We start from the raw sequence: 22,895 nt of genomic DNA on the forward strand, positions 1-22,895 counted from the left end.
ACCCCGCGCGCCCCCGCCGGTTCCCTCGCGTTGCGGCATCCACTGCCGCTCGCTACAGCCGACGACGACAAGCTAGCTCGAACAGCTAAGGGGATCGTTACGTGACCGCAATCATCGACATTCACGCGCGCCAGATCGTGGACAGCCGCGGCAATCCGACGGTGGAAGTCGATGTGCTGCTGGAAGACGGCAGCTTCGGGCGCGCGGCGGTGCCCTCGGGTGCCTCGACCGGCGCGCACGAGGCGGTCGAGCGGCGCGACGGTGACAAGGCGAAATGGGGCGGCAAGGGCGTCGACCAGGCGGTCACCGCGGTGAACGATGAGATCGCGGGCGAGATCGTCGGCATGGATGCCGAGGATCAGCTCGAGATCGATCACGCGATGATCGCGCTCGACGGCAGCGAGAACAAGGGGCGGCTGGGCGCCAACGCGATCCTGGGCGTCAGCCTGGCCGCCGCGAAGGCCGCGGCCGACGCGCGCGGCCTGCCGCTGTACCGCTACGTCGGCGGCGTCGCCGCGCACGTGCTGCCGGTGCCGATGATGAACATCATCAACGGCGGCGAGCACGCCGACAACCCGATCGACTTTCAGGAATTCATGATCATGCCGGTCGGCGCGCCCTCGCTCAGCGAAGCGGTGCGCTGCGGGTCGGAGATCTTCCATACGTTGAAGAAGGGCCTGCACGACAAGGGCCTGGCGACCGCGGTCGGTGACGAGGGCGGATTCGCGCCCAACCTCGCCAGCACCACCGACGCGCTCGACTTCATCATGGCGAGCGTGGAGAAGGCGGGCTACACCCCGGGCGACGACGTGATGCTGGCGCTCGATTGTGCCGCGACCGAGTTCTTCAAGGACGGAAAGTACGTTATCTCCGGCGAAAACCTGACGCTGGAGCCGGGTGCTATGGCCGAGTATCTCGCCGACCTCGTCGCGCGCTACCCGATCCTGTCGATCGAGGACGGCATGGCCGAGGACGATTTCGAGGGTTGGAAGGCGCTGACCGACGCCGTCGGCGGCAAGGTGCAGCTCGTCGGCGACGACCTGTTCGTCACCAATCCCAAGCGGCTGCGCGACGGGATCGGTCGCGGGCTCGCCAACTCGCTGCTGGTGAAGGTCAACCAGATTGGCACGCTGTCAGAGACGTTGGAGGCGATCCGCGTTGCCGAGCGCGCCGGCTACACCGCGGTGATGAGCCACCGCTCGGGCGAGACCGAGGATGCGACGATCGCCGACCTCGCGGTCGCGACCAATTGCGGGCAGATCAAGACCGGCAGCCTCGCGCGCTCGGACCGGCTCGCCAAGTATAACCAACTCATCCGCATCGAGGAAGAACTCGATAAGGTTGCGCATTACGCGGGCCGCGACGTGCTCCGCGCGCGCTGAACCGTCTTGCAAGCCGGGCGCATCTGCGCGACTCTATCGCGCGATGCGCCGCAAGCCGACCTCGCCAACCGTTCTCCTCCGCCGCGCCGCGGTGCCCGCTGCCGCTTTGTCGGTGATGGGGTTCTTCGGCGCGTACGCAGTGACGGGATCGAACGGCATCTTCGCGCTCGGCGATTACAAGCAGCAGATCGCGGCGCACGAGCGGCAGTATCAACAGCTCGACCAGCGCCGCACCATGCTGCGCAACCGCGTGGCGCTACTCGATCCGCGCCACGCCAATCCCGATCTGGTCGACGAACTGGTGCGTAAGGAGTTGAACGTCGCGCATCCGGACGAGGTGATCGTCCCCCTCAAGTGAACGCCGACGGGGCAGCGGTCGCGCCACCCCGCCGATCAGGTCAGCGCAGGAACGTCAACAGGTCCTGCGTCAATCGGTCTCCCTCGGTCGCGAACAAACCGTGCGGCGCGCCCTCATATTCCACCAGCTGACTGTTCGCGATCCCCGCCGCCGCGGCGCGTCCGGCGGCGTCGATCGGGACGGTCTGATCGTCAGTGCCGTGCAGCACCAGTGTCGGCACGCGGAACGCCGCGAGATCGGGGCGGAAGTCGGTGTGGCCGAAGCTGTCCGCGCAGGCGAGCGTCGGCTTCAACCCCGCCTGCATCGCCAGGTCCCAGGCCCAGTCGAGCGTGGCGCTGCTGACCGGGCTGGTCAGATAGCCCTCGCCGAAGAAATCCTTGAAGAACGTCCGGAGAAAGGCGGGGCGATCCTTCTTCAGCCCGTCCGCTATCTCCTGCAGCTTCTCCTCGGGCGTGCCGTCGGGATTGTCGTCGGTCTTCAGCATGTAGGGTACGACCGACGAGATCAGTCCGGCAGAGATGACGCCGCGGCCGTCGTGCCGGCTCATGTAGCGCGCGACTTCGCCCCCTCCCATCGAGAAGCCGACGATGCTCGCGTCGCTGTCCGCGCCGGTCGCCTGCATCACGTCGGCGAGATCGTCGGTCAGCGTGTTGTAATCGTACCCCGACCACGGCTGGCCCGAGCGCCCGAAGCCGCGGCGGTCGTAGGCGATGACGCGAAATCCGGCGTCTGCCAATGCCATCATCTGCGGGTCCCAACTGTCCGACGACAGCGGCCACCCGTGGATCAGTACGACCGGACGTCCCGAGCCCCAGTCCTTGACGTAGATGTCGGTACCGTCGCGGGTTTTCACGTATGGCATGTGGCTTGCTCCAGCCCGTTGTTGAGCCGGACCAACGTGGCGAGGGACGCAGCGTTCCTGTTTAGCGCGCTTCCGCGGCGAGGAAGTGCTCCACGCGGTCGAGCGAGACGGTCTTGTCGAGGTAGGTCTGCCCGATCCCGCGCGCGAGCAGGAGGGGCAGGGTACCCGCCGCCATCTTCTTGTCGTGGCGCATGTGCTCGACCAGCCGCGCTGCCGGCGCGGTGATGCCCGAGGCCGCCAGGCCGTCGGGCAGGCTGCTCTCGCGCCAGTGCGCCGCGACGCGGTCCGCCTCGTCGCGCGCGCACAGGCCTAGCGTCGCGGAATAATCGAAGGCGAGACCGCACCCCGCCGCGACCGCCTCGCCGTGGAGCAGGCGGTCGGAGAAGCCCGCCTCCGCCTCCAGCGCGTGACCGAATGTGTGGCCCAGATTGAGCAGCGCGCGCCTGCCGGTCGTCTCGAACTCATCCTCCCCGACGATGCGCGCCTTGGCCGCGACCGCATGCGCGATCGCGTAGGCGCGCGCTTCCGCGTCGCCCGCGAGCAGCGCCGCACCGTTCGCCTCACACCACGCGAAGAAATCGGCGTCGTCGATCAGCCCGTACTTGACCACCTCGGCGTAGCCGGCGCGAACCTGCCTCGCCGGGAGCGTGTCGAGCACGTCGGGGTCGATCAGCACGACGCTGGGCTGGTGGAACGCGCCGATCAGGTTCTTGCCCGCGCGCGCGTTAATGCCCGTCTTGCCACCGACCGAGCTGTCGACCTGCGCCAGCAGCGTTGTCGGCACCTGGACGAAGCGGCACCCTCGCTTCAGGATCGCGGTCGCGAACCCCACCAGATCGCCGATCACGCCGCCCCCCAGCGCGATTACGTGATCCTGCCGCTCGACTCCGAACCCGAGCAGCGCGTCGCACAACCTCTCCAGCACCGCCCAGCTCTTGCTGCTCTCGCCGGACGGCAGCACGATGTCGTGCGACGCGATGTCCGCCTGCGCGAGCGACCGGCGCAGCGTGTCGTGGTGCGCCGACACGTTCTCGTCCGCGACGATCACCACCGGCCGCGTGCCAACCAGCGGCGCGAGCTGCTCGCCGGTGCGCGCGAGCAGCCCGGTCGCGATCCGCACGTCGTAGCTGCGCTCTCCGAGCGAAACCGGCACCACCTTCATCGACCAATCGCCTCCAGGATCGCGCGCACGGTGTTGTCGTGCGGCGCATCGGCGCTCGTGACCCGCAGGTCGGCGAGGCCGTAGAACGGGTTCCGCTTGGCCGCGAGATCGCGCAGCACGGCGCCGGCATCGCGCCCGCGCAGCAGCGGACGGGTATCGCGGCGGCGCACGCGCTCGACCAGCACCTCGACCGGCGCGTCGAGCCAGATCGAGAGCGCGTCCGACAGGATTAGCGCGCGCGTGTCGTCGTTGATGAACGCGCCGCCGCCGGTCGCGATGACCTTTGGTCGCCCGTCGATCAACCGCGCGATCACGCGCCGCTCGCCATCGCGAAAGTAGGGCTCGCCGTAGCGCGAGAAGATATCGGCGATCGCCATGCCGGCGGCATGCTCGATCTCGTGGTCGGCATCGACGAACGGCAGCTTCAGCCTGTTGGCGAGCCGCCGGCCGACCGTCGACTTGCCCACGCCCATCAACCCGACCAGGACGATCGGTCGACCCGTCCAGGCGGGTGTCACGGGCGGGCTATGCAACATGGCGAGGCCGGCTATACAGCGCACTTCGACGCCGACGCCAGACCTTGCGCTCGGCGCCAAGGGCCGGCTCGGCCTGGTCACCCGTTTGTTCAGGGTTGAAGATATGCGTTTGATCGTCTCGCTTCTGTTTGTCGTGCTCCTGATCGTCGGTGCGCTGTTCTTCTTCGCGGGCCGCGCGACCGAGCGTCCGGTGACGCAGATCGAGAAGCCGGTCGAGCTCGGCAACCTTGCGGGTTAAACGCCTGCTGGCGGGCGCGGCGGCAGCGGCGATCGCCGCCAACGCGCTGGCGCAGGAACGCCCCGAATCGCTGCTGCCGCCCGGTTTCGGGCAGACGCCGCCGCCCGCACCGGCTCCGACTCCGGCGGAGACGAGCGCGCCATCGCCGGCGCGGCCAACCTTGTCCGGTACCATCCAGCCGCTGCCAGCGCTGCCGCCGCTGGTCCTGCCCAGCCCGACGCCGACGCCTTCCCCCACGCCCGACGCGGCCGCGCTCGCCTTGTACGAGATGCCCGCCTTCGCGCGCCGGTCGCTGGCGCAGGTCGGGCCAATCGGCGAGGGTGAAGGCGGTGTGACGCCCGACGCGTTCGGGCGCGCCGATGGCCGCTACCTGGAAGTGCTGATGCGGCGCTTGTCGGCGCCGCTGCCGTCGCGATGGCTGTCGATTGCCTTGCGGCGCGTGCTCGCCTCGCGCGTCGACACGCCGGCGGGCGTCAATGGCGCGGATTTCGCGGCCGAGCGCGCATGGTTGTTGCTGCGCATGGGCGAGTCGGTCGCGGCGCGCGCAGTGGTCCAGTCGGTCGACGTCGGCAACGTAACGCCCAAGCTGGCGCAGGTGTGGATGCAGGCGTCGCTCGCCAACGCCGATCCGGCCGGGCTGTGCACGTTGGCCGAACTGCCGCGCGTGGCGGCCAGCGAGCGCGGTTGGTCGATGGCGCGCGCCATGTGCATGGGCATGACCGGCGAGCGCGCGCAGCCGCTGATCCAGAGCCTGCGCCGCCGCCGCGTCGCGAGCGGCGTCGACCTGCAACTCGCGCAGAAGGTGATCGGTGCGGGCGGCGCCAGCCGGCAGGCGATCACGATCGAGTGGGACGCGGTGCCGCAGCTGACCGCGTGGCGATTCGGGCTGGCGACCGCGACCGGGGTGACCATCCCCGACGATCGCTACGCGAGCGTTGGCCCGCAGGTGACGGGATGGCGCGCGCTCGCGCCCGCGATCCCGCTCGCCGATCGCGCCGCGGCGGCGGAGCGCGCGACCGCGATGGGCGTGCTCTCCAACGCCGCGCTGGTCGACCTGTTCGCCGCCTCGCGCGAGTTGGAGGAAGCGCCGGCGACGCTCGCGCGGACGGCCAACGATCTGCAGGACGCGTACGTCGGGGTCGACCGCGCGACGCGGATGAAGGCCATGGCGGCATTGTGGGACGGCGCCGATACGCCCGCGACGCGGTACGCGCGACTGATCCTGACCGCGCGCGCGGCGGGGCGGTTGACCGTGTTCGACGGGGTGGAGCAGCTCGATCGGCTGATCGCGTCCATGCTGTCCGCGGGGCTCGATCGCACCGCGGCGCGCTGGCAGGGGCATGTGCCGGATGGCGGAGACGCCTGGGCGATGCTGCTGCTCGCCGACCCCGACCGTGGCGGCGCTAGCTTCGCGGGGCTCGACGATTACGCGCCCACCGGCGCGAACGCCGCGCGCAAGAAGCAGTTGTTCTTTGCTGCAATGGCGGGGCTCGGCCGCATGGCGCAGGACGATGTCGAAGCCGGCGCGCAGTCGCTCGACGTGCGGATCGGGGCGGCGAATGCGTGGACCCGCGCGCTCGACCGTGCCGCGGCCGACGGGCAGACCGGCACGGTGCTCCTGCTCGCCGCCGTGGGGATGCAGACCGAAGACTGGGGCGGCGTGCCGCCCGCCGCGCTTTACCGGATCGTCGGCGCGATGCGCGCGGTCGGGTTGACCGGGGAAGCGCGCATGATCGCGGTCGAGGCATTGACCAGGCTGTGACGCCGCGATGAGCGACGCCGAACTCGATCCTTCGCCGGCTGACCGGGATGCGATCGAGCGCTTCCTGGAAATGATGGCGGTGCAAGCGGGGGCCGCGCGCAACACGCTCTCGGCCTATCGTACCGATCTGCGGCTCGCCTCGGCAGCGCTTGGCAGCAAGCTCGTTGCGGCCGATGGTGATGCCCTGACGCGCCTGGCCGCGGATTGGAACGACTTGTCGCGTGCCACGGTGTCGCGCAAGGTCGCGGCGCTTCGACGCTTCTTCGGCTTTCTGGTTGAGGAAGGCGACCGGAACGACGATCCTTCGTCGGCGCTGCCGCGGCCCGGTTCGGCGCGGAACCTGCCGCGCACGCTCTCGCACGACGACGTCGATCGCCTGTTCGCCGTGGTCGGCGAGCGGCTGCGGCGCGATCCCGTGCTGCCCGCTGACCTGCGATTGGCCACGTTGCTGGAACTCCTCTACGGCTCCGGATTGCGCGCGAGCGAACTGGTCGGCCTGCCAAGGGCGGCGGTGCAGCCCGACAAGCCGTTCCTGATCCTGAAAGGCAAGGGCGGTCGCGAGCGAGTAGTGCCCTTGTCCGATCGCGCGCGCGCCGCGGTGGCGCAGTGGCGCGCGCACGTGCCGGTCGAACAGCCGTTCCTCTTTCCCTCCGGCAAGACGCACATCTCGCGCGTTCGATTGTTCCAGCTCGTTCGCGCCGTCGGCGCTGAGGCGGGGATCCCGCCCGATCGGATCAGCCCGCACGTACTGCGCCACGCCTTCGCGACCCACCTGCTGGAAGGCGGCGCGGACCTGCGCGCGTTGCAGAGCATGCTCGGCCACGCCGATATCGCCACCACCGAAATCTACACCCACGTCGACCGGCGTCGCCTGGTCGAACTGGTCAACGAGCGCCATCCGCTGGGTGAGGCGCTCGTTGACGCTGGCCTGCGCGCGTCCTAACCGCGCGCGATGCTTAAATTCCTCGATTTCGAGAAGCCGATCGCCGAACTCCAGTCGCGCATCGACGAACTGCGCGACACCGGTGCGGAGGGCGGAGTCGATATTGCCGCCGAAGTCTCGCGGCTCCAGGCCAAGTCGGACAAGCTGCTCAAGGACACGTTCGCGCGGTTGACGCCGTGGCAGAAGACGCAGGTCGCGCGCCATCCCGAACGGCCGCACTTCAAGGATTACGTCGCCGGCCTCTTCGACGAGTGGATGCCGCTCGCCGGCGATCGCGCCTTCGGCGACGATCAGGCGATCCTAGGCGGGTTCGCGACGTTCCGCGGCCGCCGCATCCTCGTCCTTGGTCACGAGAAGGGCGACGACACCGCGAGTCGCCTCCGCCATAATTTCGGGATGGGCAAGCCGGAGGGTTACCGCAAGGCGATCCGCTTGATGGGCTTGGCGAACAGATTCGCGCTGCCCGTGGTCACCTTGGTCGATACGTCCGGGGCGTTCCCGGGCATCCAGGCTGAGGAACGCGGCCAAGCCGAAGCCATCGCGCGCTCGACCGAGACCTGTCTTGCACTCGGCGTGCCGATCGTCTCCGCGATCGTCGGGGAAGGTGGATCGGGTGGGGCGGTGGCGCTAGCCAGCGGCAATCGCGTGCTGATGTTCGAGCACGCGGTCTACTCGGTGATCTCACCCGAGGGCTGTGCCTCGATCCTGTGGCGGACCGCCGACAAGGCATCGGACGCGGCCGAGGCGATGAAGGTGACTGCGCAGGACCTTCACGCGCTGGGGGTGGCCGACGCGATCGTGCCGGAGCCGCTGGGCGGCGCGCACCGCGATTCCGCTCGTGCGATCGCGAATCTGGGCGACGCGATCGAACAGGCGTTGGGTGACTTGGCACCGCTCGACGCGGCGGCACTGCGCCAGGCGCGCCGGTCCAAATTCTTGGCTATGGGTCGCGTCGGCTGACGAACCGCTCGTAACCGAGATTGAACAAGCGAAAGGGCGACGGAGCATCGACTCCGCCGCCCTTTCTGTTCATGTTGCGTAGAGCTTAGTTGCTCTTCGCCATTTCCGTCTTGGCCTTGCCAAAGGTCGTCTGGATCTGCCCGCTCAAGCCCTGCATGGCCGCGATGCAGGCGACGGCGATCAGCGCGGCGATCAGGCCGTACTCGATCGCGGTGGCGCCCTTGTTGTTCTTCAGGAATGCACGAATCTGCTGCATGTCGATCTCCAGTGACTATTCGAAACTTCAGTACCCGGCTGGTTTTCCGAAGCCCGGTAGCCAGCAAGTTGCTGATAGGCCGTGTCCGGTTGAAAAAGGCTTAAGCCGAGCAGGGTTTATTGCGATGCGGAGGTTACGCGTGAATCGATATCCGACCACATCCGCTTGGTAACGTCAGCCAACTGAATGACGACCACGAAGACCGCGAGCACGATGATCGCCATGATGAAGCCGTATTCGATGCTGGTGGTTCCGCCGCGCTCACGCGCGATCCGATGCAGAAAACGCTCGATGCGCTTCGAACGGAGCAGACCTATCCTCATCATACGAGGAGCTAGCAGTTGAGCCTTAAAGATTTGTCCACATCCGAGCCCGACGACATGACTGCCGCGCCGCTGATCGTTGTTGCAGCCGCCCTGGTCGACGCGAGCGGTCGCGTGCTGATGCAGCAACGTGCGGCCGGCAAGGCGCACGCCGGCTTGTGGGAGTTTCCCGGCGGCAAGGTCGAGAGTGACGAGACAGCCGTCGACGCTCTGGCGCGCGAGTTGCGCGAGGAACTGGACATCATCGTTGATGTGGCGGACCTACAGCCGATCGACTTCGCTATCGACCGACGCGTCATCTTGCTGCTGTTCGCATGTCGTCGCTGGCGAGGAACGGCGATCGGACTGGCAGCAGATGCGCTCCAGTGGGACGACCCAGCCTCGCTCGCGATCCTGCCCATGCCACCGCCCGATGTGGCGTTGGCGGAAAGACTGGCCGACAGATTGCAGCATCGACCGATCTCGCGTCGCGAGCCGATCAGAGGCACGGATGAATAAGCGCACAAGGAACCAGCAGCATTGCTGACGCGCTTGTCGACTCGACAGGGAGAGGAAGCATTTGCTGATGCAACCGGCTGAGGACGCGAGCGTGACCCTGATGCGTCGTTTGCGCACAACCGTCGAAGCGTGGGACAAGGTCAACGGTCCCGAGACGTTCCCCACCGAGCGGTTGGAGGTACTGAACTCGCTCGGAGCGTTGTCAGCGTCCGTGACGCTTGGCAGTGACAAGGCCGTATCGAACCTGCTGACGGCGCTGCGACTGATCGGAGGCGCGGACCTGAGCTTGGGTCGGGTGTTCGAGGGGCACGTCAACGCGACCCAGCTGATTGGAGCATACGGCGATGCGGCGCAGCGCGCGACGATGGAGCACGATCTGGCGGACGGCCGCTGTTTCGGGGTGTGGAACACCGGACCGACACCGGCGATGCGGATCGAACCGGCCGCGAACGGCTATCGTCTGTCGGGTGCCAAGAACTTCGCGACCGGTGCCGGTCATATCGACAGAGCCTTGATCACGGCGACTCGTGACGACGGGCGCAAGCAGCTCATTGTCGTCGACGTGGCCGCCGACAAGACGCGCGTCGACAATTCGGCGTGGCAGGTCCGGGGCATGCGCGGGACGGCCAGCGGCGTGTTCGACTTCGACGGCATGGAGGTGCCGGCGGAGGCGCTGATCGGGGAGCCCGACGTCTACGAGCGCGAGCCGCGCTTCTCCGCGGGCGCGTGGCGGTTCACCGCGGTGCAGCTCGGCGCGACCGAGGCTTTGCTGCGCCACTGGCGCGATCACCTGGTGTCGACCCGCAAGAGCGAGGACCCGATCCAGCGCGCGCGCATCGCGCACGCGATCACCGCCACGCGCTCGGCCGCGCTGTGGGTCGCGCAGGCAGCGCGCCTAGCCGAAGCCGCAGCGCCGCAGGCGATCGCGCTCGTGCTGATGACGCGCGGCGTGGTGGAGGAAGCGGCGCTGCTAACCATGGAGGGCGCGGCGCGCGCGGTCGGCACCGCGTCGTTCTTCGACGGAAGCCGCATCGATCGGATCACCCGCGACCTCGGGCTCTACCTGCGACAGCCCGTACCCGACCAGGCGCGCGACCGCGCCGCGGCCGCGTGGCTCGACGCGGATTGCTGGGGTGAGGACGCGTGGTGGTGACGCCCAGGCACGCATCGTGGCGGCGCGCGGTGCTGCGCGCGCGTCCGCTGTCGCTCGCGCGCGCGGCGCGCGACGGGTGGCTGGTGATCGCGCCGCATCCCGACGACGAGGCGCTCGGCGCGGGCGGGCTGATCGCGAGCTTGGCGAAGCGCGGCGCGGCGCTCAAGGTTGCCTTTCTGACCGACGGCTCCGGCAGTCACGTCGGCGCGCCGGGGTGGGGCGCGCGCCGTGTCGCCGCCTTGCGCGCCAGCGAGGCGCGCGCTGCCTTGCGCGCTCTGGGGCTTGCGGAGCTGCCCTTGGCACTCGGCTGGCGCGACGCGGCGCCGCACGCTTCCGGCTCGCGCGCGTTCGAGCGGACCGTACGTCGCCTGGTCGCGCTGTGTCGGCGCGCAGGGCTGAGGCGGGTGGTGGCGACGTGGGACGGCGATCCGCACTGCGACCATCAGGCAGCGGCGCAGGTGGCGCGCGCGGTGGCGCGCCGCATCGGCGTCATACCCCTGTTCTACTGCGTGTGGGGCTGGACGCGCGACGATGTCGAGCAGGCGCTCGCACAAGCTCGACCGATCGTGTTCCACGCACCGCAGCATCGCGGCGCCGCGCGGCGCGCGCTGGCGTGTCACCGCAGCCAGTTGGGTGGACGTATCACCGGCGCACACGATCGCTTCGTGCTGCCGCGCGCGATGCGGCGACTGACCGACCGCCCGTTCACGATGTTGCTGGAGGAACGCGATGCGGCGTGAGCGCTCGATCGACCCCGAATGGTTCGAGGCCTTGTTCCGCGACGAGGGTGATCCGTGGCAGTTCGAGACCAGCCCCTACGAGCAGGCGAAGTACGACCATACGCTCGCGAGCCTGCCGCGTGAGCGCTACCGATCGGCGCTGGAAGTCGGATGCGCCAACGGGGTGCTGACCCGGCGGTTGGCGGCGTGGTGTGATGACCTGTTGGCGGTGGACGTGGCGCAGACCGCGCTGGAGGCGGCACGGGCCCGGTGCGCCGACCTGCCGCAGGTCAGGTTCGAGCGGCGTCAGCTGCCGCTGGACACACCGGAAGGCCGATTCGACCTGCTGACGCTGTCCGAGGTCGTTTATTACTGGGATCGCGGCGACCTGGCGCGGATGGCGGCTTACCTTCGTGACGCCGTCGTGACGGGCGGCGAGATCCTGCTGGTGCACTGGACCGGCGACACCGACTATCCGCTGTCAGGTGACGAGGCGGTCGACGGGCTCAAGGCCCTGCTCGGGGACGATGTCGAGCCGCTGCGCGAGGGACGTCGTGAGCGCTATCGCCTCGACCTGTGGCGCCGCGCGTGACCGCCGCGAGCGGATCATCGCGCCGGCCTGCGCCACGGCGGCGGACAGGGTCGCGAAGCTGAGCTGATCCGCCGGGCCGGCCCGCTCGGGATCGAGGGCAGCGGGGAAGGCATAGGTCTCGTGCAACGGCTCGGTCTCGCCCTGCGTGATCCAGCGCGCGAATGCATCGGCCATGCCGCCGGGCGCGCGGCCGGCCAAACGGCTGGAGGTGAACACGCGCACGTCGAGCGGGTGGCGCACGACGCCGCCCGCTGCGCGCACGGCGGCGAACAAGGCGCGGTCCTCGGCGAGCGGCGGGGTCGGCGCGCCCCCGATCAGGCGATAGGTCTCGAGCCGCAGCGCGATGCTCGCGCCGCCCTCGTAATAGTGGCGCGGCCACGGGTCGTCGGCGGCCGGCGCGCGGTCCGAGCGCAGCCAGTCGAGCGCCACGTAATAGCGACCGAGCAGGTTCAACCGTCGCGCCGCCTCGACGCCCAGCTGCCCGCGCTCGCTGCGCCGGGTCAGCGCACGGCCGGCGACCGCGTCGGCGCCTCGGTCGAGGTGAGCGACGGCGCGCCGGATCCAATCGGGTGAAACATCGGTGTCGGCGTCGGTCGACAGCAGGATGTCGCCGGGCGCCGACAGCAAGCCGGCGGCGGCGTCGAAGGCGATCCGCCGCGCCCAGCCGGCATGGGCGTGCTCCGGCAGGAGCGACACTGCGGTCCAGTACAGATCGGCGTAGCGCAGCCGCGTCTCGGCGAGCAGCGCGTGGCTGCTGTCGCGGCAATTGTTGGCCACGACCATGATCGAGACCTGCCCGTCGAACCGAGCCGCCGCAGCGTCGAGCGCCGCGAGGCACGCGGGCAGATGGTCGGCCTCGTCCTTGGCCGGCAGCGCGACGGCGAAGCGTCGTCGATGATCGCTCATGAGCATGTAACGAGCATGTGTCGCCGACCTACGTTCGACCGGCGACCGGCACAACAGACGCAGGTTAAAGGAGCCGGCGGCTCCAGCCCCTTGTTCGCGCCGGCGCCGCTCGCCATAGCGATCCGCCCTCACGCGAGCCGCGCAACCATGTCGAACCACCGTACCGCCGGGCTCGATTTCGGGACCACCAACACCGTCCTCGCCGTAAACCATGCTGCGGGCACCACGCCGAACGTGCTGATGCTCGATCCCGACGTCGGCGGCAGCGTCTTTCGGTCCGCACTCTGTTTCTGGCAGGACGAGGACGCACCCGGCGGATTGATGGTCGAGGCGGGGCCCGCCGCCATTCGCGAGTATCTAGAATATCCCGACGGCAGTCGCTTCCTGCAATCGTTCAAGTCGGTCGCGGCGAGCGCATCGTTCGATGCCGCGCCGGTGTTCAACAAGCGGTTCGCCTTCGACGAACTCGGGCGCGTCTTCCTCGACAAGTTGTCCGCGCAGGCGGACGGCGCGCTGGGTTCGCTCGATCGGCTGATCGTCGGTCGCCCGGTACGCTACGCCGGTGCGCGGCCCGACCCGGTGCTGGCACGCGCGCGGTACGACGCCATGTTCCAAGGCCGGGCCGATCACATCGCGTACGTCTTCGAGCCGCTCGCGGCCGCGTTCAGTCACGCGGCGCGCGTGAGCGAGCCCGCCACGCTGCTCGTCGCCGATTTCGGCGGCGGCACCAGCGACTTCTCGGTCGTGCGCGTCGAGCGGCCGGGTGCCGAGCGCCGCTGCGTCCCGCTCGGCCACGCCGGCGTCGGGATAGCGGGCGATCGCTTCGACTATCGCATCGTCGACCGGCTGGTGCTCCCGCTGCTCGGAAAAGGCGGCAGCTATCGATCGTTCGACAAGGTGCTGGAGATACCCGGCGGCTATTTCGCCGATTTCGCCGACTGGTCGAAACTCGCGCTTATGCGCAATCGCCGGACTCTGGGTGAGCTGGAGCGGCTACGCCGCAGCGCGGTTGACCCCGAGGCGATCGGGCGCATGATCGCGCTGATCGAGCACGAGCAGGGCTTCGCCTTGTACGACGCGGTCGGCCGCTTGAAACGGGCGCTGTCGAACGCGGATGAAGCGGAGTTCCGCTTCAGCGGCGGCGACCTGGAGATCGCGCAGGTCGTCACCCGCGCCGAGTTCGAGCGCTGGATCGCCGACGATGTCGCGCGCATGGCAGCCGCGGTGGACGAGGCGCTGGCCGATGCCTGCGTCGAGACCGGTGCGATCGACCGTGTGTTCCTGACCGGCGGGACCTCGCTCGTGCCCGCGGTGCGGCGGTTGTTCGAGCAACGGTTCGGCGCCGCCCGGATCGAATCGGGCGGGGAGCTGACCTCGATCGCGCACGGCCTCGCGCTGATCGCGCGGGAGGCCGACGTGTCCGCCTGGACCGCGTGACCCGTTCGTAGCGGAGATTGGAGGCCCGACCGGGAATCGAACCCGGGTGCAAGGATTTGCAGTCCTCTGCGTCACCACTCCGCCATCGGGCCTCGACGCCGGGAGAGGCGCGCCAATGCGCAGCCGGGACGTGCGTGTCAACCCTTGCCGATGCCGGCGGAGCAGCGCGGGGTTGGTGTTGGCGAGCACGCGCGGGTTGGGTACACAAAGGTTACGAAGAAGTGTGTTGTCTTACTATGACAGCTATGGCACAGGAACCTGCAATGACCGCGACGATCCTCCGCTCCGTTGACCTAGACGCCATGCGCACCGCGATGGTCGCCAGTCAGCTGCGTCCCAGCGGCGTCACCGATCCGCGCGTCGTCGCGGCGATGGCCGAGGTTGCGCGCGAACGCTTCGTGCCCGCCGGCATGGAGGAGCTCGCCTACCGCGACACCGCCATCGACCTGGGACAGGGCCGCCGCGCCAACACGCCGCTCGCCACCGCGCGCCTGCTGGTGGAGGCGCGGCTGCGCGCGAGCGATCGCGTGCTGCTGATCGGTGCGGCGATGGGCTATACCGCGGCAGTGCTCGCGCGGATCGTGGCGGAGGTCGTCGCGGTCGAGAGCACGCCCGCGCTCGCGGCGGCAGCGCGCGCCAACCTCGCCGACCTCCCCAACGTCACCGTGATCGAGGGCGCGTTGGAGCAGGGGCATGCCGCGGCTGCGCCCTACGACGTGCTGGTGATCGACGGCGCGGTGGAGCAGGTGCCGGCGACGCTCTACACTCAGCTCGTCGAGCGCGGGCGCGCGGTGACCGGTCTGAACGACCGCGGCGTGGCGCGGCTCGCGGCCGGCGCGCGCGACGCCGACGTACTCGGGCTGCTGCCCTTCGCCGATTACTACAGCGTGCCGCTGCCTGGGTTCGGCAAGCCGCGATCCTTCACCTTCTGAGGATATGTCGTTGCGTGCTTTTCCGCTTCTTCTCGGAACTATCCTTGCCGGCACGGGTGTCGCCTCCTCATCGGCCGAGACGCTGCGGGACGCCTTGTTCAAGGCGTATCAGACCAATCCGACGCTGACCGGGCAGCGCGCGGGACAGCGCGCCGCCGACCAGCAGGTGCCGCTGGCGCGCGCGGCGGGGCGGCCGACGGTGGCGACCACGGGCGGGCTGAACGAGAACTTCATCCGCGGCGGCAACAGCTTCACCACGCCGGAGCGCTCGCTCAACGCCAGCATCGGCGTGACGGTCCCGGTGTATCAGGGCGGTGCGGTGCGGAATGCGGTGCGCGCGGCGGAGACGCGGGTCGAGGCGGGGCAACTCACCCTGCGTGGCACGGAGGCGCAATTGTTCACCGCCGTCGTGGGCGCGTACAACAACGTGCTGCGCGATGAGGCGATTGTCGGGCTGAATGCGCAGAACGTCCGCGTGCTCGAGACCAATTACCGCGCCAGCCGCGACCGGTTCGAGGTCGGCGATCTGACCCGCACCGACGTGGCGCAATCGGAAGCACGGCTCAGCCTCGCGCGCGCGCAGTTGCAGACCGCGCAGGCCAATCTGATCGGCAGCCGGGAAACCTACGTCAGCCTGGTCGGCGCCGCACCGGACGCGCTCGAACAGCCGCCGGTGCTGCCCAACCTGCCCGCCTCGCCCGACGCGGCGGTGCAGGCCGCACTGGCGGAGAACCCGCAACTGCTCGCCGCGCGGCGGACCCGCGACGCGACCGATTACGACATCAAAGTCGCGCGGGCGAGCCGATTGCCGCAGTTCGGCGTCACCGTCGGCCAGAATTATTCCAACTTCCTCGGCACCTTGGGCGCGGGGCAGGGGTATCAGGGCACGCAAGCGGGCACCTCGACCGCGGCGGGGCTGTCGCTCAACGTGCCGTTGTTCCAGGCCGGGCGCCCGGCGGCGTTGATCCGCCAGGCGCAGGAACTGCGATCGCAGGCGATCGAGCAGGCGACCCTCGCCGAGCGGCAGGTGATCGCGCAGACGCGCTCCGCCTACGCCGTGTGGCGCTCCTCGCTGGAGGTGATCGCCTCGGCGGAGGCGGCGGTGTCGGCGAACAAGCTGAGCCTGGAGGGCGTGCGCGCGGAGAACAGCGTCGGCACGCGCACGATCCTCGACATCCTGAACGCCGAGCAGGAACTGCTCAACAGCCAGGTGACGCTGGTGACCGCGCGGCGCGACGCTTACGTCGCGGGCTTCGCGCTGCTCGCAGCGATTGGGGCGGCGGAGGCGCGCGACCTGGGGCTGGACGGCGGACCGCTCTACGATCCTACCGTGAACTATCAGCGCTATCGCGGCAGCCTGTCGGACTTCGACACGCGGTTGCCCGAGGCGGTGGCGGCGCCGTCCACGGCCTCGGTCCCGGCGCAGAACGCGGTGGTGACGCGCCCGCTCGACCCGATGTTGCAGAGCAATGTTGACAGAAGCGCGCCATTAACCACAGGTGCAGACACGCGGCGTCCGTGACCGGGCGTCCAACGGGCGGGGCAACGGGGTTACGATGGGCGACATGAGCGCGGAGCCGTCGATGGAGGACATTCTCTCCTCCATCAAGCGCATCATCGCGGAAGAAGGCGACACGGGCACGCCGCGGCATCGCCGCGGGCAGGGGCGCGCCGCGCCGCTGCCGATGAGCCGCGACGAAGAAGACGACGAGGATGAGGTGCTCGAACTGAGCGACCCGATCTCCCCGCCGACGCCGCCGCCCGTCCAATCTGCACCGAACAACCAGTCTGCATCGGCCGAGGCCGGATCGGGTACGCCGCCCGCCGAGGCCAGACCGACCCACACGGCGCGCGCATCGTCCCCGCCGCACCGTACGGCGACGGGCGAGCAATCCCACGAGGCGCAGGCGGCGCACGTTTCGGCCGCCACGGTGGAGGCGACGCGCGGCGCGCTCGGCTCACTGTCGCGACTGCTGGTCAAGCCCGAGCCGGACAGCGACGGTACGCTGGAAGGTCTGGTGCGCGAGATGCTGCGTCCGATGGTCTCGGCTTGGCTCGACCGCAACCTGCCCGGGATCGTCGAGCAACTGGTCGCCCGCGAGATCGCGAAGATCACCGCGGGGCAGTAATACCAGCGCAGTGACGCCCAGCAGGTGACGCGCGCGCGATTGTTTCGTGCGCGACGATCTGCTTAACAGGTGCGATGAAGAGGATCATCGCGGCGACCCTGCTCGCCACCGTCGCCGTCGCCGCTCCGGCTGCCGCGCGCCCGTTGACGATCAACGACGTGACCACCCTGTCGCGCGTCGGCGCGCCGACGATGTCCAGGGATGGCCGCTGGCTCGTCTGGGCGCAGCGCGAGACCAATCTCGCCGCCGATCGCGGGCGCTACGATCTCTGGCGGCTCGACCTGTCGCGCGCCGGTGCGGTGCCGCAGAAGCTCGCCGCCGACGCCCGGCTGGACGAGAACGACCCGCAGATCGTCGGTGCTACCGTATTTTTCTCCGCCGACGACGCGATCTGGTCGGTGCCGGTGACGGGCGGCACCCCGCGTCGGCTGACCAACTTCAAGGGCGGCTTCAACGGCTTCAAGGTCGCGCCGACCGGCGACCGGCTCGTCGTCTGGGCCGACCGCAAGCCCGGTGCGCCGAGCCTGGAGCCCGCGGCCGAGAAGAAGGACCCGCTCGCCGGGTCGGCGCGCACCTACGACCAGCTGTTCGTGCGTCACTGGGACACCTGGGCCGACGGCACGCGCTCGCAATTGTTCGTGCTGCCGCTCACGGGCGCCGGGGTGCCGGGCAACGGTGTCGCGATCCAGGGCGGGCTGGTCGGCGACGCGCCGTCGAAGCCGTTCGGCGGCGGGGAGGAAGTGAGCTGGAGCCCCGACGGGCGAACCGTCTATTTCGCGCTGCGCGAGGGCGGGCGGATCGAGCCGCTGTCGACCAATCTCGATATCTTCTCGGCACCCGCCGATGGCTCGGCCGCGCCGACCAACCTGACGACCGCCAACAAGGCGACCGACACGCAGCCGAGCGTCTCGCCCGACGGGCGCAAGCTCGCCTATCTCGCGATGCGCCGCCCCGGGTTCGAGGCCGATCGCTACGTGCTGACGATCCGCGATCTGGCGAGCGGCGACACCGTCTCGCTGACCGAACGCTGGGACCGCTCGGTCGGGTCGATCGCCTGGGCACCGGATTCGCGCAGCCTGTACGTGACCGCGGAGGACACGCAGGAGAACCCGCTGTGGCGCGTCGACGCGGCGAGCGGGCAGGTGACGCGCCTGACGCAGGCAGGCAACGTTTCCGCGGTCGCGGTCGGCCCGCGCGGACCCGTAGTGGCGATGAACAGTCTGACCGCGCCCGACGACTTCTACCGCGTCGCGGGCAGCGCGCCGCAGCGGCTGACCAGCGTCAACGCGGCGAAGCTGGCGGGCATCGACATGCCGACGGTTGATCGCTTCAGCTTCAAGGGCGCCAACAACGACACCGTCTGGGGCTATTCGGTCAAGCCTTACGGCGCGCAGGGCAAGGTGCCGGTCGCCTTCATGGTCCATGGCGGACCGCAAGGGTCGAGCAACAACAGCTGGTCGTACCGCTGGAACCCGGCGGTGTTCGCGGGTGCGGGCTACGGCCTGGTCGCGGTCGATTTCCACGGCTCCACCGGCTACGGCCAGAAGTTCACAGACTCGATCAGCAACAATTGGGGCGGCTGGCCGCTCGAGGATCTGCAGAAGGGGCTCGCCGCCGCGACCGCCAGATATTCGTGGCTCGACGGCGACAATGCCTGCGCGCTCGGCGCCTCCTACGGCGGCTACATGATGAACTGGATCGAGGGGCGCTGGCCCGATCGGTTCAAGTGCATCGTCCAGCACGACGGCGTGTTCGACGCGCGCGCGATGGCGTACGAGACCGAGGAGCTGTGGTTCGATGAGTGGGAGCACGGCGGGAAGGCCTATTACGAGGACCCGCAGGCGTTCGAGCGCTGGAACCCGGTCAATTACGTCGACCGCTGGAAGACGCCGCAGCTCGCCATCACCGGCGAGAAGGACTTCCGCATCCCCTACACGCAGGGGCTCGCCGCGTTCACCGCGCTCCAGCGCCACGGCATCCCCTCGCGCCTCGTCGTGTTCCCGGATGAGAACCATTGGGTGCTGAAGCCCAGGAACTCGCGCCAATGGTACGGCGAGGTCCTCGGCTGGATGGATCGCTGGACCAAGAACCAGCGCTGAGGCGTCAGGCGGCGGCGGTCAGCGGATAGAGGCGCGGGAACAGCTCGCGCTCCGCCCAGTCGAAGCGACCGCGCAGGCGCATCTGGAGTGCGCGCACCGCCGTGACGTAAGCAGGCCACTCGGCTTCGATCCGCGCCGGGGTCCAGGCCCGGATATGCGCGCTATAGTCGCGGAACAGCGCCAGCATCTCGTGCTCTGCCCTGCGCGCGAGCTCGGGCGGCAGCACGGCGCGCGCCGTCGCCCGCTCGGCGACGATGTGGCCGGAGAAGATGCGGGAGAAATCGACGCGGCGCCCGAGCAGTGCGCTACGGATATCGTCCGGTCGCGCGGTCAGTACGGCGGCGTAGTCGCGCATGATCGCCCGCAGGCGATCGTGGTTGTCGCGCAGCGCGTCGGTCGGTTGAAGTGCCTGTCTCACCTTGCCGGCGGGTAGGCCGCAGGGGTTAAGCAAGTGTGAGCCACTGGCGGGTGCCGCGCCCACGTCGGCCGGCGTGCGCGAGGCTTCTCAGGCGCGCGCCGGCTGGCTACACGCGGGCGCATGAGCGATCTTCCCCAGAACACGTTGGCCAAGACCTTCGACCCCGCCGCGATCGAGACCCGCTGGTACCGACATTGGGAGGAGAAAGGGCTGTTCCGCCCCGACCGGCCGAACGCCGAGCCGTGGACGATCGTCAACCCGCCGCCCAACGTGACCGGCTCGCTCCACATCGGCCACGCGCTCGACAACACGCTGCAGGACATTCTCGCGCGCCACGCGCGGCTGAAGGGCAAGGATGCCTTGTGGGTCGTCGGCACCGACCATGCCGGGATCGCGACGCAGATGGTGGTCGAGCGGCAGATGAACGCCGCGGGGGAGAAGCGCACCGATCTCTCGCGCGAGCAGTTCGTTGATCGCGTGTGGAACTGGAAGGCGGAGAGCGGCGGCGAGATCACGCGGCAGCTGCGCCGGCTCGGCTGCTCGATGGACTGGGCCAACGAGCGCTTCACGATGGACGAGGGCTTCTCCAAGGCCGTGCTCAAGGTCTTCGTGGACCTGCACCGCGAGGGGCTGCTCTACCGCGACAAACGGCTGGTCAACTGGGACCCGGGCCTCGGCACCGCGATCAGCGACCTGGAGGTCGAGACGCGCGAGACACAGGGCAAGTTCTGGCACCTGCGCTATCCGCTCGAGGACGGCATGGGGTTCATCTCGGTCGCGACCACCCGGCCCGAGACGATGCTCGCCGACATGGCGATCGCGGTTCACCCCGACGACGAGCGCTACCGCGACAAGATCGGCAAGTACGTTCGCCTGCCGATCACCGGCCGCACGATCCCGATCATCGCCGACGAGCACGCCGATCCCGCGCTCGGTTCGGGCGCGGTGAAGATCACGCCGGGGCACGACTTCAACGATTTCGAGGTCGGCCGCCGCGCGGGCATCGAGGCGCGCGACATGCTCAACATGCTCGACGCTCAGGCCAGGATCACGCAGACCGCCGACGGGCGCGTCCCCGACTACCTCATCGGCATGGACCGGTTCGAGGCGCGGCGCGAGATCGTCGAGGCGCTCGCCGCGCAGGAGTATCTGGAGCGCGTCGAGGACCGCGTGATTCAGACGCCCTACGGCGACCGCTCGGGCCAGGTGATCGAGCCGTGGCTGACCGATCAATGGTACGTCGACGCGAAGACGCTGGCGCAGCCGGCGATTCAAGCGGTGCGCGACGGCCGCATCAGGATCGTGCCGAAGACCTGGGAGAAGACCTTCTTCAATTGGATGGATAACATTCAGCCATGGTGCGTCTCGCGGCAATTGTGGTGGGGGCACCGCATCCCGGCGTGGTTCGCCGAGGACGGACACGTCTTCGTCGCTGAGACGCAAGAGGAAGCGCAGGCGCAGGCGGGCGAGGGCGTCGAGCTGCGCCAGGACGAGGACGTGCTCGACACGTGGTTCTCCTCCGCTTTGTGGCCGTTCGCGACGCTCGGCTGGCCGGAGGGCGAGGACCGCACGCTCGCCGGCCGCTACCCCAACGACGTGCTGATCTCCGGTTTCGACATCCTGTTCTTCTGGGATGCGCGCATGATGATGCAGGGCATGCACTTCATGGAGGACGTGCCGTTCCGCACGCTCTACCTCCACGGCCTCGTCCGCGCGGCCGACGGCGCGAAGATGTCGAAGTCGAAGGGGAATACGGTCGATCCATTGGGGCTGATCGACAAGTACGGCGCCGACGCGCTGCGCTTCTTCATGGCGGCGATGGAGAGCCAGGGCCGCGACATCAAGATGGATGAGAAGCGCGTCGAGGGGTATCGCAACTTCGCGACGAAACTGTGGAACGCCAGCCGCTTCGCGCAAGGTAACGGCATCGGCGGCTCGACCACGCTCGACCCGCCAGTCGCGACGAACGCAGTCAACAAGTGGATCGTCGCGGAGGCGATCGCCACCGTTCAGGCGGTCGACTTGGCACTCGCCGACTACCGCTTCGACGCGGCAGCGAACGCGATCTATCAGTTCACCTGGAGCCGCTTCTGCGACTGGTATCTCGAACTCATCAAGGGCGCGATCGACGACGAGACGAAGGCGGTCGCCGGCTGGGTGCTCGACCAGATCCTAGTCCTGCTCCACCCGTTTATGCCGTTCATCACCGAGGAGCTGTGGCACGCGCTCGCACCCCGCGAGCACGAACTGATCGTCGCGCACTGGCCGATGGCGGACGCGCGCGCGCTCGATCCCGCGGCGGGCGCGCAGGTGTCCGGGCTGATCGAGCTGATCGAGGCGGTGCGTGCCGCGCGCGCCGAGCTGAACGTGCCGCCCGGCGCGCGGATCGCGCTCCACACCGGCGCGAGCGCGGTGCCGGCCGAGATCGTTTCCTACGTCGAGCGGCTCGCGCGCGTCACGGTGACCGCGGGCGAGGCGCAAGGCGCGCGCGCGCCGATCCTGTGGGGCGCGGAAACCTTCGCGCTGGCGCTCGAGGGCGTGATCGACCTCGACGCCGAACGCGCGCGCCTGACCAAGTCGCTCGCCGCGGCCGAGAAGGAGCGCGACGCGCTCGCGGGCCGGCTCGGCAATCCGAGCTTCGTCGAGCGCGCCAAGCCGGAGGCGGTGGAGAAGGCCAAAGCCGACCACGCGGAGAAGGCGGCGGATGCCGAGCGGTTCGCGGCGGCACTCGCCCGGCTGGGTTAACCGCGCGCGCGGGCGGAACGTTACGCGGCGGCGCGGGTAAGGCAGGACGATGGACGAACCCCAACAACCCGCCGCACACGGACCGCAGCGCGATCTGACCCGCGGCGCGATCGGGCCGACGCTGCTCGCCTTTGCGCTGCCGACGCTCGGCTCCAACGTGCTGCAATCGCTCAACGGGTCGATCAACACGATCTGGGTCGGCCGCTTCCTGGGTGAGAACGCGCTGGCGGCGACCAGCAACGCCAACATCATCATGTTTCTGATGTTCGGCATGGTGTTCGGCTTCGGCATGGCGGCGACGATCATCGTCGGCCAGGCGTGGGGAAGGCGCGATCACGACGCCGCGCGGCGCGCGTTCGGCTCCGCGATCGGGCTGGTCGTCGCCGGGGCGTTCGTGACGGGCGCGCTCGGCTGGATCTTCGCGCCCGAAATACTGACGCTGCTCGCGACGCCCGGCGACGCGTTCGGCGAGGCGCTGGCCTATC

Annotated in this window: 24 protein-coding genes and 1 tRNA gene; 17 read left to right on the plus strand and 8 right to left on the minus strand. The window is 69.3% G+C overall.

Annotated features, from left to right (window positions below; all coding sequences use genetic code 11):
* Positions 1 to 101 precede the first annotated feature (101 nt).
* A complete protein-coding gene (eno, locus tag ACFDS6_RS12100) occupies positions 102 to 1,382 on the plus strand; it encodes a phosphopyruvate hydratase (RefSeq protein WP_375272426.1) in 1,281 nt (426 codons plus the stop codon).
* Between the two features lie 43 nt (positions 1,383 to 1,425).
* The gene (locus ACFDS6_RS12105; protein WP_375272427.1) at positions 1,426 to 1,740 is read left to right on the plus strand and encodes a septum formation initiator family protein; all 315 of its coding nucleotides are present in this window, start codon (positions 1,426 to 1,428) and stop codon (positions 1,738 to 1,740) included.
* Positions 1,741 to 1,780: 40 nt separating this feature from the next.
* Here ACFDS6_RS12105 and ACFDS6_RS12110 read toward each other — a convergent pair whose 3' ends face one another.
* The 3 genes from ACFDS6_RS12110 to ACFDS6_RS12120 all read right to left on the minus strand — a co-directional run bounded on the left by ACFDS6_RS12110 (position 1,781) and on the right by ACFDS6_RS12120 (position 4,300).
* Entirely contained in the window at positions 1,781 to 2,602 is an 822-nt protein-coding gene (locus ACFDS6_RS12110; RefSeq protein ID WP_375272428.1) for an alpha/beta fold hydrolase, read from the minus strand.
* Between the two features lie 61 nt (positions 2,603 to 2,663).
* On the minus strand, positions 2,664 to 3,764 hold the full coding sequence (gene aroB / locus ACFDS6_RS12115; protein ID WP_375272429.1) for a 3-dehydroquinate synthase: 1,101 nt from the start codon (positions 3,762 to 3,764) through the stop codon (positions 2,664 to 2,666).
* Positions 3,761 to 4,300 carry a shikimate kinase gene (locus ACFDS6_RS12120; protein WP_375272430.1) on the minus strand — a complete coding sequence of 180 codons (540 nt, stop codon included), beginning with the start codon at positions 4,298 to 4,300 and terminating at the stop codon, positions 3,761 to 3,763. Before ACFDS6_RS12120 ends, aroB begins: the two co-directional genes overlap by 4 nt.
* On the opposite strand from ACFDS6_RS12120, the gene ACFDS6_RS12125 reads away from it, so the two are divergent.
* From ACFDS6_RS12125 to ACFDS6_RS12140, 4 genes are read left to right on the plus strand one after another with little or no spacing between them, the layout of a single operon-like run.
* Positions 4,299 to 4,538, plus strand: a complete 240-nt coding sequence (locus tag ACFDS6_RS12125) for a hypothetical protein (protein WP_375272431.1) — start codon at positions 4,299 to 4,301, stop codon at positions 4,536 to 4,538. The two genes, ACFDS6_RS12120 and ACFDS6_RS12125, sit on opposite strands and share 2 nt — an antisense overlap.
* Positions 4,528 to 6,300 (plus strand): hypothetical protein, encoded by a 1,773-nt coding sequence (locus tag ACFDS6_RS12130; RefSeq protein WP_375272433.1) that lies wholly within the window; start codon positions 4,528 to 4,530, stop codon positions 6,298 to 6,300. The genes ACFDS6_RS12125 and ACFDS6_RS12130 overlap by 11 nt, the downstream gene beginning before the upstream one ends.
* Positions 6,301 to 6,307: 7 nt before the next feature.
* Entirely contained in the window at positions 6,308 to 7,243 is a 936-nt protein-coding gene (locus tag ACFDS6_RS12135) for a tyrosine-type recombinase/integrase (protein ID WP_375272434.1), read from the plus strand.
* 9 nt (positions 7,244 to 7,252) lie between these two features.
* Complete coding sequence (locus ACFDS6_RS12140) at positions 7,253 to 8,203, plus strand: acetyl-CoA carboxylase carboxyltransferase subunit alpha (RefSeq protein WP_375272436.1); 951 nt, start codon at positions 7,253 to 7,255, stop codon at positions 8,201 to 8,203.
* Between the two features lie 85 nt (positions 8,204 to 8,288).
* On the opposite strand, the gene ACFDS6_RS12145 is transcribed toward ACFDS6_RS12140, so the two are convergent.
* Positions 8,289 to 8,459: a Flp family type IVb pilin gene (locus ACFDS6_RS12145; RefSeq protein WP_375272437.1), complete on the minus strand. Its 171-nt coding sequence runs from the start codon at positions 8,457 to 8,459 to the stop codon at positions 8,289 to 8,291.
* A 116-nt stretch (positions 8,460 to 8,575) separates the two neighbouring features.
* Positions 8,576 to 8,782 (minus strand): Flp family type IVb pilin, encoded by a 207-nt coding sequence (locus ACFDS6_RS12150; RefSeq protein ID WP_375272438.1) that lies wholly within the window; start codon positions 8,780 to 8,782, stop codon positions 8,576 to 8,578.
* Between the two features lie 57 nt (positions 8,783 to 8,839).
* Between ACFDS6_RS12150 and ACFDS6_RS12155 the strand changes: the two genes are divergently transcribed.
* From ACFDS6_RS12155 to ACFDS6_RS12170, 4 genes are all read left to right on the plus strand, one after another.
* Positions 8,840 to 9,280 (plus strand): (deoxy)nucleoside triphosphate pyrophosphohydrolase, encoded by a 441-nt coding sequence (locus ACFDS6_RS12155; RefSeq protein WP_375272452.1) that lies wholly within the window; start codon positions 8,840 to 8,842, stop codon positions 9,278 to 9,280.
* Between the two features lie 67 nt (positions 9,281 to 9,347).
* The gene (locus ACFDS6_RS12160; RefSeq protein ID WP_375272439.1) at positions 9,348 to 10,433 is read left to right on the plus strand and encodes an acyl-CoA dehydrogenase; all 1,086 of its coding nucleotides are present in this window, start codon (positions 9,348 to 9,350) and stop codon (positions 10,431 to 10,433) included.
* On the plus strand, positions 10,430 to 11,173 hold the full coding sequence (locus tag ACFDS6_RS12165) for a PIG-L deacetylase family protein (protein ID WP_375272440.1): 744 nt from the start codon (positions 10,430 to 10,432) through the stop codon (positions 11,171 to 11,173). The genes ACFDS6_RS12160 and ACFDS6_RS12165 overlap by 4 nt, the downstream gene beginning before the upstream one ends.
* On the plus strand, positions 11,163 to 11,744 hold the full coding sequence (locus ACFDS6_RS12170; protein ID WP_375272441.1) for a class I SAM-dependent DNA methyltransferase: 582 nt from the start codon (positions 11,163 to 11,165) through the stop codon (positions 11,742 to 11,744). Before ACFDS6_RS12165 ends, ACFDS6_RS12170 begins: the two co-directional genes overlap by 11 nt.
* Here ACFDS6_RS12170 and ACFDS6_RS12175 read toward each other — a convergent pair.
* The gene (locus tag ACFDS6_RS12175) at positions 11,634 to 12,650 is read right to left on the minus strand and encodes a glycosyltransferase (RefSeq protein WP_375272442.1); all 1,017 of its coding nucleotides are present in this window, start codon (positions 12,648 to 12,650) and stop codon (positions 11,634 to 11,636) included. The genes ACFDS6_RS12170 and ACFDS6_RS12175 overlap by 111 nt on opposite strands.
* A 147-nt stretch (positions 12,651 to 12,797) precedes the next feature.
* On the opposite strand from ACFDS6_RS12175, the gene ACFDS6_RS12180 reads away from it, so the two are divergent.
* A complete protein-coding gene (locus ACFDS6_RS12180) occupies positions 12,798 to 14,087 on the plus strand; it encodes an Hsp70 family protein (RefSeq protein ID WP_375272443.1) in 1,290 nt (429 codons plus the stop codon).
* Between the two features lie 18 nt (positions 14,088 to 14,105).
* Here the strand turns inward: ACFDS6_RS12180 and ACFDS6_RS12185 are convergent.
* A tRNA-Cys gene (locus ACFDS6_RS12185) sits at positions 14,106 to 14,179 on the minus strand.
* Between the two features lie 171 nt (positions 14,180 to 14,350).
* Here ACFDS6_RS12185 and ACFDS6_RS12190 point away from each other — a divergent pair.
* From ACFDS6_RS12190 to ACFDS6_RS12205, 4 genes are all read left to right on the plus strand, one after another.
* Positions 14,351 to 15,019, plus strand: coding sequence for a protein-L-isoaspartate O-methyltransferase (locus ACFDS6_RS12190; protein ID WP_375272444.1), 669 nt, complete (start codon positions 14,351 to 14,353; stop codon positions 15,017 to 15,019).
* A gap of 4 nt (positions 15,020 to 15,023) precedes the next feature.
* On the plus strand, positions 15,024 to 16,541 hold the full coding sequence (locus ACFDS6_RS12195; protein ID WP_375272445.1) for a TolC family outer membrane protein: 1,518 nt from the start codon (positions 15,024 to 15,026) through the stop codon (positions 16,539 to 16,541).
* Positions 16,542 to 16,575: 34 nt separating this feature from the next.
* Positions 16,576 to 17,148, plus strand: coding sequence for a DUF2497 domain-containing protein (locus tag ACFDS6_RS12200; protein ID WP_375272447.1), 573 nt, complete (start codon positions 16,576 to 16,578; stop codon positions 17,146 to 17,148).
* Between the two features lie 74 nt (positions 17,149 to 17,222).
* Positions 17,223 to 19,247 (plus strand): prolyl oligopeptidase family serine peptidase, encoded by a 2,025-nt coding sequence (locus tag ACFDS6_RS12205; protein ID WP_375272448.1) that lies wholly within the window; start codon positions 17,223 to 17,225, stop codon positions 19,245 to 19,247.
* A gap of 4 nt (positions 19,248 to 19,251) precedes the next feature.
* On the opposite strand, the gene ACFDS6_RS12210 is transcribed toward ACFDS6_RS12205, so the two are convergent.
* On the minus strand, positions 19,252 to 19,602 hold the full coding sequence (locus tag ACFDS6_RS12210) for a hypothetical protein (protein WP_375272449.1): 351 nt from the start codon (positions 19,600 to 19,602) through the stop codon (positions 19,252 to 19,254).
* 183 nt (positions 19,603 to 19,785) lie between these two features.
* On the opposite strand from ACFDS6_RS12210, the gene ACFDS6_RS12215 reads away from it, so the two are divergent.
* A complete protein-coding gene (locus ACFDS6_RS12215) occupies positions 19,786 to 22,410 on the plus strand; it encodes a valine--tRNA ligase (protein WP_375272450.1) in 2,625 nt (874 codons plus the stop codon).
* Between the two features lie 49 nt (positions 22,411 to 22,459).
* The coding region (locus ACFDS6_RS12220; RefSeq protein ID WP_375272451.1) for an MATE family efflux transporter at positions 22,460 to 22,895 on the plus strand (436 nt) is incomplete at its 3' end.

The sequence above is a fragment of the Sphingomonas sp. genome (genome assembly GCF_042095875.1).
Lineage (GTDB): Bacteria > Pseudomonadota > Alphaproteobacteria > Sphingomonadales > Sphingomonadaceae > Sphingomonas.